This is a genomic window from Peribacillus sp. FSL M8-0224 (genome assembly GCF_038003055.1).
Lineage (GTDB): Bacteria > Bacillota > Bacilli > Bacillales > DSM-1321 > Peribacillus > Peribacillus frigoritolerans.
Genome location: NZ_JBBOOJ010000001.1, coordinates 1,902,956 through 1,920,549 on the forward strand (window position 1 = coordinate 1,902,956; position 17,594 = coordinate 1,920,549).

The following is a 17,594-nucleotide window of genomic DNA, read 5'->3' on the forward strand; positions in this document are numbered from 1 at the left end:
GTGCCACCGAACCATTTGGTTGGTAAAATTGAGGCTTCCTTGACTTCACTTTCATTTATGACTTGGTGAAAGATATGTATGCAGAGGTAGGACGCCCAATTATTGATCCTGTTATTTTTCAATCATTATACCTTCGATATTCGTTCTATGTGTAAAACGATTGAAGAAGCTGAAACACATATGGATTATCGTTGACCTTTTGTCTACAAACTGGAGAAAGTACTCTTAAAGAGTGCTTTCTTTTTTTATTTCATTAAACGAAGTCCATAATAAAGACGCTTCCTTTCTTCCACTATGTCCAATAATGTCTTCCAAAACCGGTTTGCAATTTCGAAAGAGAGGAGACGTTGAAATGCATTTTTTCTCCAAAAAATCTTGAAACCCAACATCCTCATACGTACTTATTTACATTTATTACCCCAATCCCAAATAAGAAGTTATGAAATCGGAATGATGGAAATTCGAACTAATCACCATTCTGACGTCTGAATTTCTGTTTATTTTCAAAGGTTAAGGGGATTTTTCCAATAGGATGGGGAAGTTCCCCGATATCGAACAATCAGGCAAGATCTTACAATAAGGGTATGGTAATTGTTTGTAATGAGGAGGAATAATAATGCAGGCAAAAGTCGCCGTAAATCAAAAAACAGGAAAATCGATTGATGATGCTTTTGCATCACATTTTGCCAAGTCTATGTTTCTAGCAGTTTGCGGACTTGTATTCTTATCGTTTATTGGTACGAGAATGTTTACACACGTGGATTTAAACCTTTATGGCTATATGGTGGGGACGTTTATTTTTATTGGGGGTTTCTTTTACAGATTTATCGCTTGGGGGGAAAGGCCGCCAACAAAGGTTTTTATAAAAAAAGGAATTAAAATTCTCTTAAGAAGATCAACGCCCAAAACAACAGTTGAACATTTAGCAACATACAATTTCATCTGGAACAGGGGAATTTACCGATGGACTCAGCACGTTCTAATGGGCTGGGGCTGCATTCTCTCCTGCTTCGTGACTTTTCCTCTAGTATTTGGATGGATGTACTTCACAATGGACGAGAACGGTTACTACAACATCATCGCCATGGGGATCCAGGTAATGACAGTACCAGCTGATGGGCTTATAGCGACGTTATCATATAACGCACTGAACATTACAGCAGTGATGGTCATTTCCGGTGTATGCATGGCCCTTTATCGCCGTTTGAAAAATATGCAGGCAAGGGCAGAACAACAATTCATGTATGACTTCCTTCCATTATTTATGCTGTTATTGGTCAGCGTTACAGGACTGGCACTAACCTTCATGAACATTTTTATGCATGGTGCAGGACAGCCAGCCATGTCCCTGATACACCAATGGTCAGTCATCATTACATTGATTTATCTTCCGTTCGGAAAACTTGCGCACATACCTTTTCGCCCAATGAGTGTATTCGCAAGAAATTACAGAGAGCATTATGCGGAACAATCCATGAAAGGATGCAAAGTATGCGGTAATGAGTTTGTTTCAACAGAACAATCAAAAGATGTCATTGAGGTTCTCGGCAGGAATGATATAGAATTCCAAGCGAAAGAAGGCCACCATCTCGCTGAAATGTGCCTTCCTTGTCGAAGAAAATACAGGATTGCCCAATTTTCCGGGTTCCCCATCCATGAAGTAAAAGTTAAGGAGGCAAACCAGGATGCAAAAGGATAAGTTTTTTAAAACAGAAAGTAATGTGATGCACCCGAATGAAACATTGGTCAAAACCCATTGTGCTTATTGCGGAATGCAATGCGGAATGAATTTAAGGGTAAATGTAGCGACGAATAAAATCATTGGGGTTGAACCCCGTTATGATTGGCCTGTAACCGTTGGGAAAATGTGTCCAAAAGGGGTTACAGCTTACCAGCAGACGAATCATGAAGATCGTATTTTAAAACCGCTTATTCGGGATGATGCTTCACTAAAGGGAACAAAGGAAGGCTTCCGAGAAGCAAGCTGGAATGAGGCGTATGATTTAATCGCAAATAAGTTCAGGGAACTTCAAGCTAAATATGGAAAAGATTCATTATCCGTTTTCAGCGGGGTATCAATGACAAATGAAAAATGCTATTTAACAGGGAAATTTGCACGTGTGGCTCTTGGAACTCGCTACATTGATTATAATGGCCGATTTTGCATGTCAAGTGCAGCCGGGGGATTCCTTCGTTCTTTTGGAGTTGATAGAGGTTCAACATTACCTTGGACTGATATTCATGAAACAGATTGCTTATTTATTGCAGGAAGCAACACAGCAGAATGCCATCCAACTTCTATGTTCCGTGTTTGGAACGTACAAGAAAGAGGAGGATACATTATCGTGGCAGATCCCCGTGAAACTCCTATTGCAAGAAGAGCAGATGTTCATCTTGACTTGAAACCGGGAACGGATCTTGCCCTTGCTAATGGAATCTTAAATCTATTAATTCAAAACGGGTATGCTGACGAAGATTTCATTAATAATCATACGAACGGGTTTGAAGAAACAAAAGAACTTGTAAAAGAATTTACACCGGAATATACGAGTGAGCTTACAGGTGTGGCACCGAAAAAAATCATTCGTGCAGCAGAAATTTATGGGAAATCACCAAATGCAGTTGTCATGTTTGCCCGTGGAATCGAACAGCAGCATAAGGGTGTTGACAATGTATCTGGATATACAAACTTGGCGCTTGTGACAGGTAAAATCGGACGGCCCAAGTCTGGTGTAGCGACATTCACTGGTCAAGGAAACGGGCAGGGGGGACGGGAGCATGGCCAGAAAGCCGATTTATTGCCAGGATACCGTAAAATTACAAACCCTGAACAGGTAGCAGAAGTTTGTAAAGTATGGAAAATCACTCCGGAAGAAATGCCCCAGCCGGGTGTTTCTGCATATGAAATGTTTGAATTGATGGAACAAAAAACGATTCGCGGATTGTATCTGCTATGTTCTAATCCTGCAGTGTCTGCGCCGAATCTGAATTTCGTCAGAAGTGCGATGAAAAATCTTGATTTTATGTTGTGTTCGGATTTCTATCTTTCTGAATCAGCAGAGTTTGCGGATGTGATCCTGCCATCTGTAACGTGGTCAGAAGATGAAGGAACAGTTACAAACCTTGAAGGAAGAATTATTAAGATAAATAAGGCACAAGAACCAATCGGTGAATCTAAGCCCGATTGGCAAATACAAGTAGAACTTGCAGAACGTCTTGGAAGAGGAAAATACTTTTCCCATTTGAAAACAGCAAAAGATATAGCTGATGAATTCAGACTGGCTAGTAAAGGAGGAAATGCCGATTATTATGGTGCTACATGGGATAAAATCGACAAACAGGACGGAGTATTTTGGCCTTGTAAGGATGAAAATGATATGGGAACGCCCCATATGTTCCTGGATAAGAAATTCTATCACGCAGACGGCAAAGCGAAAATTTGTGCGCTTCCTTACCGTCCCCCTGCTGAGGAGCCAGATGAAAAATATCCACTTCGTTTAACAACCGGGCGTGTCGTTTACCACTACTTATCTGGAAACCAGACGAGAAGAATCCAGTTCCTGCGTGATATGTGTCCGGAGCCATACGTCGAAGTACATCCGGAAACAGCAAAAAAATACAATATGGACCATGAGGATAAGGTCCGCCTGTACACCCGGAGAGGCGAGGCAATCTATAAAGTGAAAATTACAAAAGCAATTCGTGAGGACACTGTATTTGTTCCATACCACTTTGGGCACGAGCAATCTATCAACCTATTAACGATTGCAGCGCTTGACCCAATATCCCGTATGCCGGAGTTTAAGGTCTGTGCGGCTCAATTGGAAAAAGTCGAAATGAAGAAGGTGTAATAAATGAAAAAGAGGCTCTATTTAGAACTTGAAAACTGCATAGGATGCCGGTCATGCCTTGCTGCTTGTACACAATGCGGAGGGCATGAAGAGCGGAACAGGAACTACGTTTATGATGTAAACCCTCTGGTCAATCGGCAGACGATGCCTCTTATGTGCCTCCATTGTGTGAATCCGGCCTGTGCAAGAAGTTGTCCTGCCCAGGCAATCCAAATACATGAGACAGGGGCCGTCTTATCAGCTCTAGTTGAAAAATGTATTGGCTGCCAAAACTGTACGATCGCTTGTCCATATGGCATACCAAAATTTGACATAGAGCAAAACTTAATGTACAAATGCGATTTATGTATTGACCGGACAAAAAAAGGTATCCCGCCAATGTGTGCAAGTGTTTGTCCATCCAATACACTTCAGTGGCTCACCGATGAGGAAATTGGAAATAGAAAAAAACAATTTAATCTAGATAATGGAAAATGGGTGAGTAGCCTGCCTTATCTTGAAAGTGAAACGAACGTTAAGGTAAATTTGCCTGGTATTTTACAAGGAATTGAAAAGCTATTTTAGGAGGGATTTATATGCCGTCGGATAAAAATAATAAAATCCCCTTTAATGAAGATAATTACACCCATAATATTGAACGGGATAATGAAAGAAAGCTCGACAGACGGGGGTTCATGAAAACACTAGTGGGAGCTGCAGGAGTATTCGCGATTTCATCCCTTCCTTGGGGAGCGATTGCGGCTAAAGAATTGATGGGTCTTGGGGAAAAGGAGTATCCTCACAAAAAAATAACTAATGTAAGCGAACTTCCAATTGGTGACGCAGTGGAGTTTAAATTTCCAGGGGATCATGATGATGCCATTTTGATCAGATTGTCTGAAACGAAATACGTAGCATACCAAAATGCATGCACACATCTTCGTTGCCCGGTGTTTTGGGTGAAAGAAGAAGGTGAAATGATCTGTCCTTGCCATCATGGGAAATTTGATGTTGAAACAGGTGCTCCAACTGCTGGACCGCCAAGGAGGCCCCTGCCTGAAATTCAAGTGAAAGTTGAAAATGGCGCAGTATACGCTGTAAGGGTGAAGCGTTATGAAGTTTAAGTACATCGGTGTCGCGTTGCTTTGTGCCTTCTTTATGATGAATATTGTATTTACCCAATTTATGGTTCATCAATATTATTATGAAAATTATGTAAATGTTCTAATGTTTGGGGGATTAAACATAGTGGTGTTTCCCTTAGCGTTATTTACTTATAAAAAAACGAAAAACGAAAAGGCGTGAATCAAATGAACAGTGAAACATACTTTGATTTTTGTTTTGTAAAAGAAGCATCTGGAAATTTTGCTGCTGAAATCGATAAGCTCCTTTCAGACCTTTTTAAAGATGTCCGTCTTAACTGGTATTTAGATGAAAAGTCAATAGATGGGGCCGATATTGTAGTTGCCGAAGTAAAGGGAATGAGCAATTGGGAGTCTGTAGTGGAAACAATTGAATTTATCGAGAATCATGCAGAAGATACATTCTGGGAATATTTGCAGGGTTTTCAAATGAATGTATACAGTGCAAAGAGAGGGTGCAATACATGTGGAACACATTAATTTGGAAGGTTTACAATCATTAGTCTCGGAAAAAGCCAGAGTGGCAATCTTGGATGATGATGGGCAGGATAAAGCGCTTTTTGTTACTAAAACGATAGATAAGGTGGAGATTTGTCCTGACATGACCCATCTACGCATTTATTTTGATCACCTGAATTTTTTCGCTGTTCCCCTGACATGCAATATGGTACGAAACAAAAATGAGTGGTCAGCTTTTGACGCAAACACGGGTTTACAATATGTAATTAGAAGAGAGAGTGATCAGAATGATTAAGAAAATACAGCTTCCATTACAGACTTTAAACTTAGTAGTCGGATTTATGGTATGGGTATTAATTTCTTCCCTGATGCCCTTTATTAAAGAAGATATTGCTATACCGGAGAGTCAGCTTGCCCTGGTGACAGCCGTTCCGGTCATTTTGGGATCTGTACTTCGTATCCCCCTTGGCTTTTACGCCAATCAGTTCGGAGCCAGGAAAATTTTCCTGATTAGCTTTATGTTACTATTGTTCCCTGTTTATTATATCAGCATTGCCGATTCCCTTGTCGATTTGTTGATTGGAGGACTTTTCCTTGGTATTGGAGGAGCCGTATTCTCAGTTGGTGTAACCTCTTTACCTAAGTATTATCCAAAGGAACGTCATGGTTTTATAAACGGAATTTACGGTGCTGGAAACCTTGGTACGGCAGTATCGGCTTTTGCAGCACCCGTTGTAGCTGAGAATTTTGGCTGGTCAACAACTGTACAGCTTTACCTTGTGATTTTGGGGGTCTTTATCGCAGGTAACTTTCTGTTAGGGGATAAAAAAGAGCTGAAAGTAAAAACACCGCTATTAGAACAAGTGAAGAGTGTCTACAAAAATGAAAAACTATGGCTGCTAAGTTTATTTTACTTTATAACATTCGGTTCTTTTGTTGCATTTACTATCTATCTGCCAAATTTTCTTGTAGCTAACTTTGGATTGGATAAGGTTGATGCCGGTTTAAGGACAGCGGGCTTTATTGTACTTGCTACCCTTATGAGACCAATTGGCGGATGGCTTGCAGATCGTTTTCATTCTCTCATTCTGCTCATGTTCGTTTTTGGAGTGTATACAGTTTCAGCGATGATCCTATCCTTTGCTCCATCAATTGGCTGGTACACTATTGGCTGTTTGAGTATTGCCCTATGTGCCGGAATGGGAAATGGTGTTATTTTTAAACTGGTGCCGATGTATTTCCAAAAGCAGGCTGGTATTGTGAATGGGATCGTTTCCGCTATGGGCGGTTTGGGAGGGTTTTTTCCGCCATTAATTTTATCCTTGTTATTCAATATCACAGGACATTATGCAATCGGGTTCATGGCGTTGTCAGAAGTTGCCCTTGCAAGTTTGATTTTAGTTGTTTGGATGTATTTCCAAGGCAAAATGGGGCTTGCCAAAGAAGTGATCGATCATACAATAGAAGGGATTCTAATTACCGATACCACCGGTAAGATCATTTCAGTAAACCCGTCGTTTTGCAGTATTACGGGTTATCAGGAAAATGAAGTAATTGGTAAGAACCCTAGTATACTTAAGTCGGGTAAACAGTCTCGAACTTTTTATGAGGATTTGTGGGAATCCATTGAGATAAATGGATTTTGGCAGGGTGAAATCTGGAATAGCCGAAAGGATGGGCAGCAATATCTGCAATGGCTGACCATAAGTTCGATAAAGAATGATGCGGGGGATGTCGTTCAATATGCAGGTATGTTTAGTGACATTTCAAGTCATAGAGTGAAGAAAGCATAAAATGGACTGCGCGCATGAAATGATTGGATTTGAAGGCTGAATTGAGATTTCAAAAACAAGAAGTTCTAATGCTAGGTTTCTGGTGGGAAAGAAGGTATACGTCAGTTTTCTCACCACTTTGCCGAAAGTGTAATTGGGGGAGCATGCCGCACTTTGAATGGCCAATAATCAGCGACAATTGAAGAAGGAGGGTGGGAATGAATACTAAGCCACTTAAAAACAACATCAGTTCTTATATCATACAAACACATGAAGAAGAGATTAAAAGAATTGCGATGGAGCTTCATGAAGGTGTGGGGCAGTCCCTTTCCAGTCTCTTTTCCGGAATGCAGCTCATTGAAACGGCAATCGAACAGCCTGCCATGAAAATCTATGCAGGTGATATGAAACAGCTATTGGAGAAGGCAATTCAAGAAATCAGGCTTTTGGCTGTAGAATTGCATCCTCCTACCCTTACGACTTTTGGGCTTATTTCAGCTATTAAAAGCTACATAAAAATATACACCTCAACCTATGGAATTGAGGTTGAGATGGAGAATCTGGGAATTGAATCGCAAATCTCTGATAGAGATAGCATTACACTTTTCAGGGTCTGCCAAGAAGCATTGGTGAATATAGCAAGGTATGCTGATACAACAAAAGCAAGCATACTATTCAAATGGGAAAAAAGCATGTTATTAATTATGATAAAAGATTCAGGGAAAGGATTTGAGGTTGAAGCTGCCATGAATAAGCTGAGCGGGCTTGCTGCCATGTGTGAAAGAATGCATTTGATTGGCGGGAATTGTACCATTTTTTCAAAAATAGATCATGGGACTTCTATAGAGATTTCTCTGCCATTATATTAAAATGCTAAACAAGGGGCTTGCGAATTGTGCAATCCCCCTTGTTGTTTCATATAACGATACAAACAAGAACAATGCTAGGGGGAGCTGCTTTGATAAAAATTTTGCTTTGCGATGATCACGCCGTTGTAAGAATGGGCTTAAAGATGCTACTAAATAATCATCCTGATATGGAAGTCATAGGGGAAGCTTCAGAGGGGAATGAAGGTATACAACGAGCACTAGAGCTTCAGCCTAATGTGGTAGTCATGGATTTAAGCATGCCACATGGGAAAGATGGCTTATCGGCTACTTCCGAACTGAAGAAACTAATGCCTGAGGTAGCCATATTAATACTTACCATGCATGATGATGATGAATATTTGTTCAGAACCATTCAAGCCGGGGCTTCAGGCTGTATTTTAAAAAGTGCTCCCCATGAAGAACTATTGGTGGCCATCCGATCTTTATCAAACGGAGATGCTTACCTTCATCCATCTGCAACAAAAAGGGTAATGGAAGAATATTTAGGCAGTGTGAAGCAGGGAACCGCTGATTCTATCAATCTGTTGTCTGACCGTGAAAAAGAGGTGCTTACATTGATTGCGAAAGGGTTTTCCAATAAAGAAATTGCCGGACAGCTTGTCATAAGCGTGAAAACGGTTGAAAGCCATAAAGGAAACCTAATGGAAAAGCTCAAGATGAAAACAAGGCATGAACTTGTTGCATTCGCTTTAAAAAAGGGGTTATTAGGGTATGGAATTTAACTTGGACAGTAAATCGAAAGAGGATCAACCATTTAAAAAAGCGTGTGAACATGTATTAGAAGAAATGAACGGTGATTTTGTAGGCCTTGCCTTACAAAACAGAGAAGGTCCTGACATATGCTGGCATTATGCAGCCGGAAACAGAAATGATAAGTACAAAAGGATAACTGTTCGATATGGAAAAGGAATAGCAGGCAGGGTCATATCAACGGGGGCGCCGATGAAAATTGAAGGTTTCCCCAATAATATCCATGGCAAAGCTTTAGATTATCCCATCATGCTTGCGGAAAATCTCAGTTGCGCCTTCGCAGTTCCGATTCAATTTAAAGGTGTTCCCAAAGGGGTATTATTAGTAGGTAAACGAACAGCTCAGCCTATTTCTGAAAGCGACCAGCATAAGATCCTTGATGCAGCGAAAAAATTGGAAAAGGAATTGAACAGCTCAATTTAATGGCAACAAGGAGGATTATGTATGGACTTGAATAAACATTTGGAAATGGAAAAAGGGGTTACACCTGGAACTAGCGATGCGACAATCCTTGTCAATGAATCTGGAGTCATCTCTTTTGCGAATCAACAGGTATATGAAAACTTTGGTTATGAACATCATGAATTGAACGGGGAAAAGCTTCTTAAACTTATACCAGGGGCAAACCTGCAGCACAGCGGGGAAGGGGAGATTATCCACCAGTTGGGGATCCACCGGGATGGTCATGCTTTTTCGCTTTTTTTCAGGGTGAACTCCTTTCAGCTTGCGAAAGAGCTTTATTACTTAATTGTAGTCCATAAAGTGAAAGACCAATCACGGATTAACCAGCAGCAATCCTATCCGATCAATGAACTGGTTGATTTAATTTACGCACTTGATGAATCAACGATTGTTGCATTTACGGATGAAAAGGGCAAGATAATAAACTTTAATAAGAAATTTTGTGAGGTATCCAAATATTCGGCAACAGAGCTTATCGGGAAGGACCACCGAATTATCAATTCAGGTTATCATTCAAAGGAATTTATGCAAGAGCTTTGGAGGACAATTTCATCAGGAAGCGTTTGGCGGGGTGAAATCAAGAACAAAGCGAAGGATGGAACTTATTATTGGGTCGATACCACAATTGTCCCTTTCTTAAATGAAAAAGGGAACCCTTATAAATACCTGGCAATTCGCAAGGAAATTACCGAATATAAACGAGTTTTAGAGGAATTGGGGAAATTCGTAAATAAAATGGCCGATTTCCAATTTGCTTTGGATGCTTCCTCGATTGTAGCAATAACAGATCAAAGCGGGACGATCAAATATGTCAATGATCAATTTTGCAGGATTTCAAAGTTTTCAAAAGAAGAGCTGATCGGACAGGATCATCGAATTATTAACTCGGGATTTCACTCGAAAGAATTTTTCAACAATCTTTGGAAAACAATATCATCAGGGGAAGTATGGAAAGGCGAGGTTAAAAATAAGGCCAAGGATAATACTTATTATTGGGTGGATACGACAATCGTTCCATTTCTTGATGATTTTCAGAAACCTTACCAATATTTAGCGATTCGTTATGAAGTGACCCAGCGTAAGCTTGCGGAAGAAGAGATTCAGAAAATGACCGGGAAAATCATTGATGTGCAGGAAGAAGAAAGAAAACGCATTTCCCGAGAGCTTCATGATGATATCGGACAAAACTTATACAGCCACCTCATAACGATTAACAGACTGCAGACAGAAATGGATCATCCCTTGTTAGATCAAATGCAAGATGAAGCGACCGAAATTATCGAATCACTCCGGCATCTATCCTGGGAATTAAGGCCATCGGTACTTGATGATCTTGGACTGTTCCCTGCCATACGCTCTTTAGTGGGGCAATTTTTAGAGCATCATCATATCAAGGTCCATTTTGAATGCTATTTGAATTGCCGTTTGAATGCAAACAAAGAAATTACCATTTACCGTATTATTCAAGAGGCATTAACAAATATTAGGAAGTATGCTGAAACCGAAGAAGCTACAGTAACGATCCAGGAAATAGAGGAAGAAGTTCGTGTAGAAATAGAAGATAAAGGAAAGGGCTTTGATATCGAAAAAGTTACCCGTGGAGTTGGCTTATTCAGTATGGAGGAAAGAGCCAGAGTTTGCGGCGGAAACCTTATCCTTCATTCTCGTGAAGGGAAAGGGACAAAAGTAATATTGAAAATGCCTTTGTAGTGGATGGATGATCAAGTAACTTTATCCTTAAACGCTTCAGCATTTGACATTATTACTCGTTCTATGGGCTTGCGGGATGATAAAATGATTCGATTAATTTTAAAAAATGCCGGTAAATCAAATGAGAATACAGACAGAGCATTTCGAAAAACAATCAATACGGTTATTTTCATTACATCCTTTCTTCCATGTTTTATAATAGAATGATAGTTAAGGAAAACATGTATCATGAAAGGAGACATTGTATGCAGGCACATAACAAAACGGTCGTGAAATCCATGCAAATCCTAACCCTTTTCATAAATCATCCAAAACTGACCTTTAATGAAATGATGGAACTATCCAATTTGCCGAAAACGTCGTTACACCGTATGGTGGGATCTTTGGAGGAAATGGGGTTTTTAACAAAGGACGATGATGGGCACTATTCACTTGGATTGATATTCCTGCAGTTTGGTCAACTGGTAGGGGAGCGTTTGGATATCAGGTCAATCGCCTATCCGATCATGAGAGACCTACGGGATGAAGTTGAAGAAGCAGTGAATTTAATTGTGAGGGATAAGGATGAAGCGATGTATATTGAAAAGGTGGACACCCTGCATCCTGTTCGACTTTATACATCCATTGGAAGGCGTTCGCCATTGTACGCTGGCGATTCTCGAATCATCCTGGCATTTTTGCCACAAGAAGAGCGTGAAAATTATTTGGAAAACATCCAATTAAAACCAATCGCCATGGGAACGATTACGGATAAAACTAAACTCCGTCATGCAATGGATGAAGCGAGATCGAATGGTTACACGATAACTTCATCAGAACTTGAGGATTATACGAAAGCGGTGAGTGCACCGATACTCAATGGTAAAGGTGAAATAGTAGCTGGTATTAGTGTCGCTGGGATTGAAGCAAGATTTCAGGAAGATCGCTTGCCTGAATTGATTGACAAAGTAACGAAAGCTGCCAAAGCCATTTCCGTGAAACTTGGTTCTCAAACACATTAATGAAAATAGAAAAGTCATTTCATTTTCGGAATATATTTTTCTGAAATAAGATAACTTACATAAGATAGTCGATTCTTGCATAGGGAGTAAAGCCACCGCTTATGGTGGTTTTTTGTCATGTTTGCATGCCCAGCTGAACCAAAACGAAAAGGTGAACCATTCCGGGTTCAACTTTCAGACTGTAGACAAACTCGATGAAAATCGAGTTTGTCTACTTTTATGGCTTGTACAATTTGGACGTTGATTGGAACGTAGGGCACTCGCTTTCCGCGGGCGGTCGGGGAGCCTCCTCGGCTTTCGCCTGCGGGGTCTCCCCTAGACGCGCTTTTCCCGCAGGAGTCTCGTACCTTCCGTTCCAATCAACTTTGTCTTACCTTTTAGATAAAATCAAACAAGATCGTGAAAACCATGGAAAAAAGCCTTTTCCACCAGATAAATTTGATAAAGAAGAGACCAAAGAGATTAAAGAAAGTATAACGGATTCTGAGAGTTGCAACTATGTGAAAGATGAACGAACAAAACAGTTTGCCTATTCATTCCACGCGGCAGCAGACCGCAACGGTTTTGTATTGGGAACGATTGTAACACCTGGAAATACACATGACAGTCAGATCTTAGAGCCACTAGTTGAACAAGTGATTGAGAAAGTTGGAAAACCGGAAGCCGTTGCCGCAGATGGAGCTTATAAAACACCAGCGATTACAAGCTACCTATTTAACAAAGAAATCATACCGGCTTTACCTTATACATGTCCTCGCACCAAAGAAGGATTTTTCCGCAAACAGGACTATGTATTCGATGAACATTTTGATTGTTACCTTTGCCCTTCGGGCGAAACTTTAAAGTACTCAACAACTAATAAAGAGGGCTATCGCGAGTACAAATCGCCAAAACAAATTTGTACAACATGCTCATTTTTATCTCGGTGTACAGAAAGCAAAGACTGTCAAAAAGTGGTGACCCGGCATATCTGGCAAACACATGTGGAAGAAGCAGATCATCTGCGTTATCATCAAGATGTAAAACCTATATATGCAAAACGTAAAGAAACGATTGAGCGTGTATTCGCAGATGCAAAAGAAAAGCATGGTATGCGTTGGACTACTTTAAGGGGACTTAAAAAATTGTCAATGCAGGCGATGCTTACTTTCGCTGCCATTAATTTAAAGAAGATGGCCAATTGGACATGGCGAGGTCCAAAAATGGCCTAACATGTGGGCTCGTAGAGTCGCAATCTCTTAACTTTAGGCTAAAATTCAAAGGGAATTTCAAAAGGGGTTCAGAATTTTTTAATTCCGAACCCCTTTTGTCTACAAACTGAAAGGTGAACCATTAGGGGTTCACCTTTTCCTATATCGTAATACTTTATCGCAAAATTGTTAGTCACCCACTTAAATACGCACAAAGTGTGATTGATTTATATTTCTTGGCACCCCGATGTCAGCCATTGTAAGTAAACCTGGTTTACGGAGGGCATCAATTTGCTTAGCGGTATTGATGATCATTGCTGCGGTTGCAGTATCTCCAAAAATGCCGTTTGGAACAATCAACCTTTGGGTTTCGTTCCCCTCAATAACGATTTCATCTTCCTGTTTAATACCTGCAGACATCGTTAAATCCAAGGAAATTTCCTTTCCGTCCACAGTCTTGCCTGTGGAAATTTGATGAAGCCCCATAACATCCCCTCGTTTTAAGGTAGTTAGCGGAACGGTCATATTTTCGCTTGCAATCGTTGGTTTAATTGTATTGATAACATTTGAAAGTTTCCAATTCAGCCCGTAAGCGATTAACCTTACAGACTCCTCAAGACCTACATGCCCAATTTCATTCCGTTGGGCCAATAATTCAAACTCTTCTCTGGTCATCCCGATTCCGACCTTTTTTTGTAAAGGGAGGCGCCTTTTCGAAACATCAACTTTACGAATGACCTTAATTTGGTTAACAGTGGTCAATACTGTTGTAAAAGAAATGGCCATAGTATCCATGATGTACCCTGGATTGATTCCGGTCCCGATGACACTAAGTCCTTTTGCTTTAGCATAATCATCTATTTCCTTTGAAAGTAAAGGGTAGCGATGCCAAGGGAAGGAAAGCTGTTCACAGGTGGATACAACTGAAAAGCCGTGATCTAGCAGCTCTTTGATTTGAGGCCATACTAGTTGTGCATTGGAACCGGTTGCATGTAGGGCGATAGGGTGGTCAGCTTCAGTATGTACTTCCTGGATATGTGGAACTACACATTTGTTCGTTTCCTTTTCATTGATCAGGAAGCCAATTTCCTTCCCTACCTTATCGGGATCAATATCGACAACACCGATAATCGATTGAGGATTCGTTTGATAAGCACTGCGTAGAATTTCAATTCCGATGGGACCGAGCCCGAATACTGCGAATTCAGAATATTGGATAGTCATTTATCTCTCATCCTTTCAAATAACTTATAACAAAATGCTAACATTGAGTGATAAATAATAAAAATAGTTAATTTTTATATATTTATAAAGAATCGTTATAAAAGGAAAGACGGCAACCGAATGAGCGGAAGAAGAATCATTCTTCAATTTTGAGTTTACCTATCTAAGGAATCGTTGGTTGGCGTCACGAATTGTATGCCTTTTTCATCTTCTACTTGAACGGAACTAGACTTAGCAGTGCTTCAGTCTCATGATGGACATTTTTATTGCTGCAGATAATGATGTTTCAAATAATTATGGAGTTATTACGAGGATTTGCAGAAACGTTATCCGGTTTTATGTGATAGATGGGCAAGGTATTGTTTCGGGTTGTTTTCATCGAAACAATACCTTATTTAGTTTTGTATATAAAACTACTTTTTCTGTTGGAAAAATATTATTCTGAATATTATTGACTATTACGAAAATTCAATATAACATTAAATATTGGTAACAATGTTTTTTATATGAAACAAGAGTTGCTGTTATCTTTTGAAAGGGGGAGTTGGTGAAGTTTGATAGCATGATAGTCATTTTCGTATCGAAAATCATGAAAGCGCATTCAAATGAGCCTATTATAAGGGGGAAATAACATGTTACAAGGTCAAAAAAGATGGTTGTACATTGCGATTCCTATTTTTTTCTTCTGGTTTTTCGGTCAGATTGATAAAGTAGGTATCTCTGTTATCCAAACCGATCCGGGATTTTTAAGTGATCTTGGTCTGACTGGTCCGGATAAAAATGCGAAAATTGGCTTGATCTCCTTTATATTCATGATTTCATACTCCTGTTCCAACATTTTTTGGGGAGTTATTATCGACAAGTTAGGGGCGCGGAAAACAGCAGTTTTAGGTTTACTGGTATGGACTGCGACAATGGTCATGGGAGGACTGTCCACTTCATACGAAATGTTTTTAATTAGTAGGGTCATCCTCGGAATCGGGGAAGGCATGATGATCCCGATATCGGGTAAATTCATATCGAATTGGTTTAATAAAAGGGAGCTTGGCAGGGCACAGTCATTCTGGATTACTGGAAACTATCTTGGCCCGGCAGTGGGTACCGTTATGCTGATCCTCATTATTTCAACATTTCATTGGCAGGCCGCGTTCTTTGCTCTCGCCGCCTTTAACTTGTTTATAAATATTCCAATGTTCTTGTATTTGGCTCGTAATACGCCAGAAGAACATCCACGCATGAGTAAAGAGGAAGTCTCCTATATTCGCCAAAAGGACGAAGCGCATGATGTGCAGTTGAAGCAATTCTTCGCAAAGGATTATCGTTATTGGATTGTCTGGTTTGGCAATTTGATGTCGTCCTTTCTTTTCTTTGGAATCAGTATTTGGCTTCCTACCTATCTCGTGGAGGCCAAAGGCTTTGAAAGAGATGCAATGACTGGGATTACCTCATTATCATGGCTATTCGCGCTAGGATTTGTCCTGGCTGGCGGATTTCTGGCGGACAAAACGAAACGCCCGAGTTTGCTTGCGACGATTCTTTTCATACTAACAGCTGTATTTTTGACAATTGCTGTCCTTGCACCTAGTCCTATTATGGCCGGGGTTTCAATGGGGCTCGCCATGGGAACTCAGGGAGGAATGTTTCATCTGACCAATTTCTTCATCATCAAATTTTCAACACCTGAAACAGCGGGACGTGCTGCCGGTTTAATGGGATTCACGAATATTATGGGTGGATTTTCAAGTTATATCATGGGGTGGAGCCGCGATATGTCTGGCGGTGATTTTGGTCCCTCCATTGCCATGCTGATTGTAGCAGCCACCCTGGGGTTTGTCGCGTACTTATTTATGATTAAACAAGAAGTTGCCGAAAATCACCTAAGTAATACGACAGGAAACAAAGTAACTTTATAGAGAGCAAAAAAGGTACTTATCATACATTTTTTAGAAAGTGTTTCTTAGTAAGAAGGGACGCTAGATTCTTACTGAGAACCACAATAAATCTTGAATAACTCATTGACGTGTACACAGGAATAAGAATGACCACAGCTTGATATAGAACAAGGCACGTATTCCCGAACGATGGTTTCAGTTTTTTTACAGCTTACATTGACAATGAAGCGATTACATTTTAGAATTGTTTATATAAAAAAACATAGTTTTATATATGAAACGTTTATTGGGGTTATGTCCTCGCTACAAGACCGTATACTTGAATTGAACCGATCTTTGGATAACCGTTCATCATGTTTGAGAGATATTAGAAGGGGTGGAGACAATGGGCATGGCCTTAAAAGATAAAGTCGTTTTGATTACAGGGGGAGCTTCTGGAATAGGAGAAGCTGTCACGCGTCGTTTTATACAAGAAGGAGCAAAAGTGAGCATTATCGGCCGCTCTAAAGAGACATTAGCGAAAATGAAAGGAGAATTTGGTGAAAATATCCTTACTTATCAGGGAGATGTAAGCAAATACGAAGACAATGAGCAAGCGGTCCAAGCTACTGTTGAGCAATTCGGAAAGTTAGATGTCTTCGTTGCGAATGCAGGCGTGTTCGATGGATTTGCCAAATTTGCCGATGTGACTCCCGAGGCGCTTTCCGAAGCGTATGATTTTCTATTCAATATTAACGTAAAAGGCTCTTTTTTCGGAGCTAAAGCTGCTCTTGAAGAACTGAAAAAAACAAATGGCAATATTATTTTTACCGTGTCCGGTGCAAGTTTTTATCCAGATGGCGGCGGTGTTTGGTATACAGCGAGCAAACACGCCCAAATTGGATTGATGCGCCAGCTTGCGTTCGAACTATCGCCTTCCATCCGGGTAAATGCCGTAGCCCCAGGGGGTACATTGACAGCACTCACGGTGATTCCACCGCTGCGTCCATTTGTGAAAATCGTAGATAATGATACGAAAGCAAGCAGCATTAAAAAACGGAATATTCTTCAACTTGCCCAGATGCCGGAAGATCACGTTGCGGCATATGTACTGTTAGCTTCTGACGAATCACGAGCAATCACCGGTGAAGTCATTTCCAGCGACGGCGGATTGTCAGTGCGGGGCCTTGGCTAAGCTGGCAAGGTATTTGAATACGTTAGCTAAATTGTAAGTCGGGAAAGAAAGCACTTTCTTTATAGGGTTTTCAAGCAAAATATAAAAATAGTAAATCA

Annotated in this window: 15 protein-coding genes and 1 pseudogene; 15 read left to right on the forward strand and 1 reads right to left on the reverse strand. The window is 40.4% G+C overall.

What is annotated here, in order from left to right; genetic code table 11:
- The first annotated feature begins 616 nt into the window (after nt 1-616).
- The 13 genes and pseudogenes from MKX49_RS09165 to MKX49_RS09225 form a co-directional block, all read left to right on the forward strand.
- Nucleotides 617-1,699, forward strand: a complete 1,083-nt coding sequence (locus tag MKX49_RS09165; RefSeq protein WP_134781365.1) for a hypothetical protein — start codon at nt 617-619, stop codon at nt 1,697-1,699.
- Nucleotides 1,686-3,851 carry a molybdopterin oxidoreductase family protein gene (locus MKX49_RS09170; RefSeq protein ID WP_340876185.1) on the forward strand — a complete coding sequence of 722 codons (2,166 nt, stop codon included), beginning with the start codon at nt 1,686-1,688 and terminating at the stop codon, nt 3,849-3,851. The genes MKX49_RS09165 and MKX49_RS09170 overlap by 14 nt, the downstream gene beginning before the upstream one ends.
- 3 nt (nt 3,852-3,854) lie before the next feature.
- Nucleotides 3,855-4,415: a 4Fe-4S dicluster domain-containing protein gene (locus MKX49_RS09175; protein WP_340876186.1), complete on the forward strand. Its 561-nt coding sequence runs from the start codon at nt 3,855-3,857 to the stop codon at nt 4,413-4,415.
- An 11-nt stretch (nt 4,416-4,426) separates the two neighbouring features.
- Nucleotides 4,427-4,954, forward strand: a complete 528-nt coding sequence (locus MKX49_RS09180; protein WP_063593202.1) for a Rieske (2Fe-2S) protein — start codon at nt 4,427-4,429, stop codon at nt 4,952-4,954.
- Nucleotides 4,955-5,140: 186 nt separating this feature from the next.
- Nucleotides 5,141-5,452, forward strand: a complete 312-nt coding sequence (locus MKX49_RS09185) for a hypothetical protein (protein ID WP_034312618.1) — start codon at nt 5,141-5,143, stop codon at nt 5,450-5,452.
- Complete coding sequence (locus MKX49_RS09190) at nt 5,439-5,726, forward strand: hypothetical protein (protein WP_249593811.1); 288 nt, start codon at nt 5,439-5,441, stop codon at nt 5,724-5,726. The genes MKX49_RS09185 and MKX49_RS09190 overlap by 14 nt, the downstream gene beginning before the upstream one ends.
- A complete protein-coding gene (locus tag MKX49_RS09195; protein ID WP_323598059.1) occupies nt 5,719-7,224 on the forward strand; it encodes an MFS transporter in 1,506 nt (501 codons plus the stop codon). The genes MKX49_RS09190 and MKX49_RS09195 overlap by 8 nt, the downstream gene beginning before the upstream one ends.
- Nucleotides 7,225-7,421: 197 nt before the next feature.
- Nucleotides 7,422-8,072, forward strand: a complete 651-nt coding sequence (locus tag MKX49_RS09200; RefSeq protein ID WP_340876190.1) for a sensor histidine kinase — start codon at nt 7,422-7,424, stop codon at nt 8,070-8,072.
- 89 nt (nt 8,073-8,161) lie between these two features.
- Complete coding sequence (locus MKX49_RS09205) at nt 8,162-8,815, forward strand: response regulator transcription factor (protein ID WP_283778898.1); 654 nt, start codon at nt 8,162-8,164, stop codon at nt 8,813-8,815.
- The gene (locus tag MKX49_RS09210) at nt 8,805-9,266 is read left to right on the forward strand and encodes a GAF domain-containing protein (RefSeq protein ID WP_340876191.1); all 462 of its coding nucleotides are present in this window, start codon (nt 8,805-8,807) and stop codon (nt 9,264-9,266) included. The genes MKX49_RS09205 and MKX49_RS09210 overlap by 11 nt, the downstream gene beginning before the upstream one ends.
- Nucleotides 9,267-9,287: 21 nt before the next feature.
- On the forward strand, nt 9,288-11,015 hold the full coding sequence (locus MKX49_RS09215) for a sensor histidine kinase (protein WP_340876192.1): 1,728 nt from the start codon (nt 9,288-9,290) through the stop codon (nt 11,013-11,015).
- Nucleotides 11,016-11,260: 245 nt separating this feature from the next.
- Nucleotides 11,261-12,016 carry an IclR family transcriptional regulator gene (locus MKX49_RS09220; RefSeq protein ID WP_340876193.1) on the forward strand — a complete coding sequence of 252 codons (756 nt, stop codon included), beginning with the start codon at nt 11,261-11,263 and terminating at the stop codon, nt 12,014-12,016.
- Between the two features lie 395 nt (nt 12,017-12,411).
- A pseudogene (locus tag MKX49_RS09225) lies at nt 12,412-13,227 on the forward strand (transposase); the annotation flags it as partial.
- A 180-nt stretch (nt 13,228-13,407) separates the two neighbouring features.
- Here the strand turns inward: MKX49_RS09225 and MKX49_RS09230 are convergent.
- Nucleotides 13,408-14,430, reverse strand: a complete 1,023-nt coding sequence (locus tag MKX49_RS09230; protein WP_340876194.1) for a hypothetical protein — start codon at nt 14,428-14,430, stop codon at nt 13,408-13,410.
- 632 nt (nt 14,431-15,062) lie between these two features.
- On the opposite strand from MKX49_RS09230, the gene MKX49_RS09235 reads away from it, so the two are divergent.
- Both MKX49_RS09235 and MKX49_RS09240 read left to right on the forward strand, forming a co-directional pair.
- A complete protein-coding gene (locus tag MKX49_RS09235; RefSeq protein WP_340876196.1) occupies nt 15,063-16,343 on the forward strand; it encodes an MFS transporter in 1,281 nt (426 codons plus the stop codon).
- Nucleotides 16,344-16,707: 364 nt separating this feature from the next.
- The gene (locus MKX49_RS09240) at nt 16,708-17,496 is read left to right on the forward strand and encodes an SDR family NAD(P)-dependent oxidoreductase (RefSeq protein WP_244889683.1); all 789 of its coding nucleotides are present in this window, start codon (nt 16,708-16,710) and stop codon (nt 17,494-17,496) included.
- Nucleotides 17,497-17,594 lie beyond the last annotated feature (98 nt).

Excerpts from the sequence above, each read along its gene's own strand:
- MKX49_RS09165 (WP_134781365.1), top strand. The coding sequence starts at position 617 with ATGCAGGCAAAAGTCGCCGTAAATCAAAAAACAGGAAAATCGATTGAT.
- MKX49_RS09170 (WP_340876185.1), top strand. The coding sequence starts at position 1,686 with ATGCAAAAGGATAAGTTTTTTAAAACAGAAAGTAATGTGATGCACCCG.
- MKX49_RS09175 (WP_340876186.1), top strand. The coding sequence starts at position 3,855 with ATGAAAAAGAGGCTCTATTTAGAACTTGAAAACTGCATAGGATGCCGG.
- MKX49_RS09180 (WP_063593202.1), top strand. The coding sequence starts at position 4,427 with ATGCCGTCGGATAAAAATAATAAAATCCCCTTTAATGAAGATAATTAC.
- MKX49_RS09185 (WP_034312618.1), top strand. The coding sequence starts at position 5,141 with ATGAACAGTGAAACATACTTTGATTTTTGTTTTGTAAAAGAAGCATCT.
- MKX49_RS09195 (WP_323598059.1), top strand. The coding sequence starts at position 5,719 with ATGATTAAGAAAATACAGCTTCCATTACAGACTTTAAACTTAGTAGTC.
- MKX49_RS09200 (WP_340876190.1), top strand. The coding sequence starts at position 7,422 with ATGAATACTAAGCCACTTAAAAACAACATCAGTTCTTATATCATACAA.
- MKX49_RS09210 (WP_340876191.1), top strand. The coding sequence starts at position 8,805 with ATGGAATTTAACTTGGACAGTAAATCGAAAGAGGATCAACCATTTAAA.
- MKX49_RS09215 (WP_340876192.1), top strand. The coding sequence starts at position 9,288 with ATGGACTTGAATAAACATTTGGAAATGGAAAAAGGGGTTACACCTGGA.
- MKX49_RS09220 (WP_340876193.1), top strand. The coding sequence starts at position 11,261 with ATGCAGGCACATAACAAAACGGTCGTGAAATCCATGCAAATCCTAACC.
- MKX49_RS09230 (WP_340876194.1), bottom strand. The coding sequence starts at position 14,430 with ATGACTATCCAATATTCTGAATTCGCAGTATTCGGGCTCGGTCCCATC.
- MKX49_RS09235 (WP_340876196.1), top strand. The coding sequence starts at position 15,063 with ATGTTACAAGGTCAAAAAAGATGGTTGTACATTGCGATTCCTATTTTT.
- MKX49_RS09240 (WP_244889683.1), top strand. The coding sequence starts at position 16,708 with ATGGGCATGGCCTTAAAAGATAAAGTCGTTTTGATTACAGGGGGAGCT.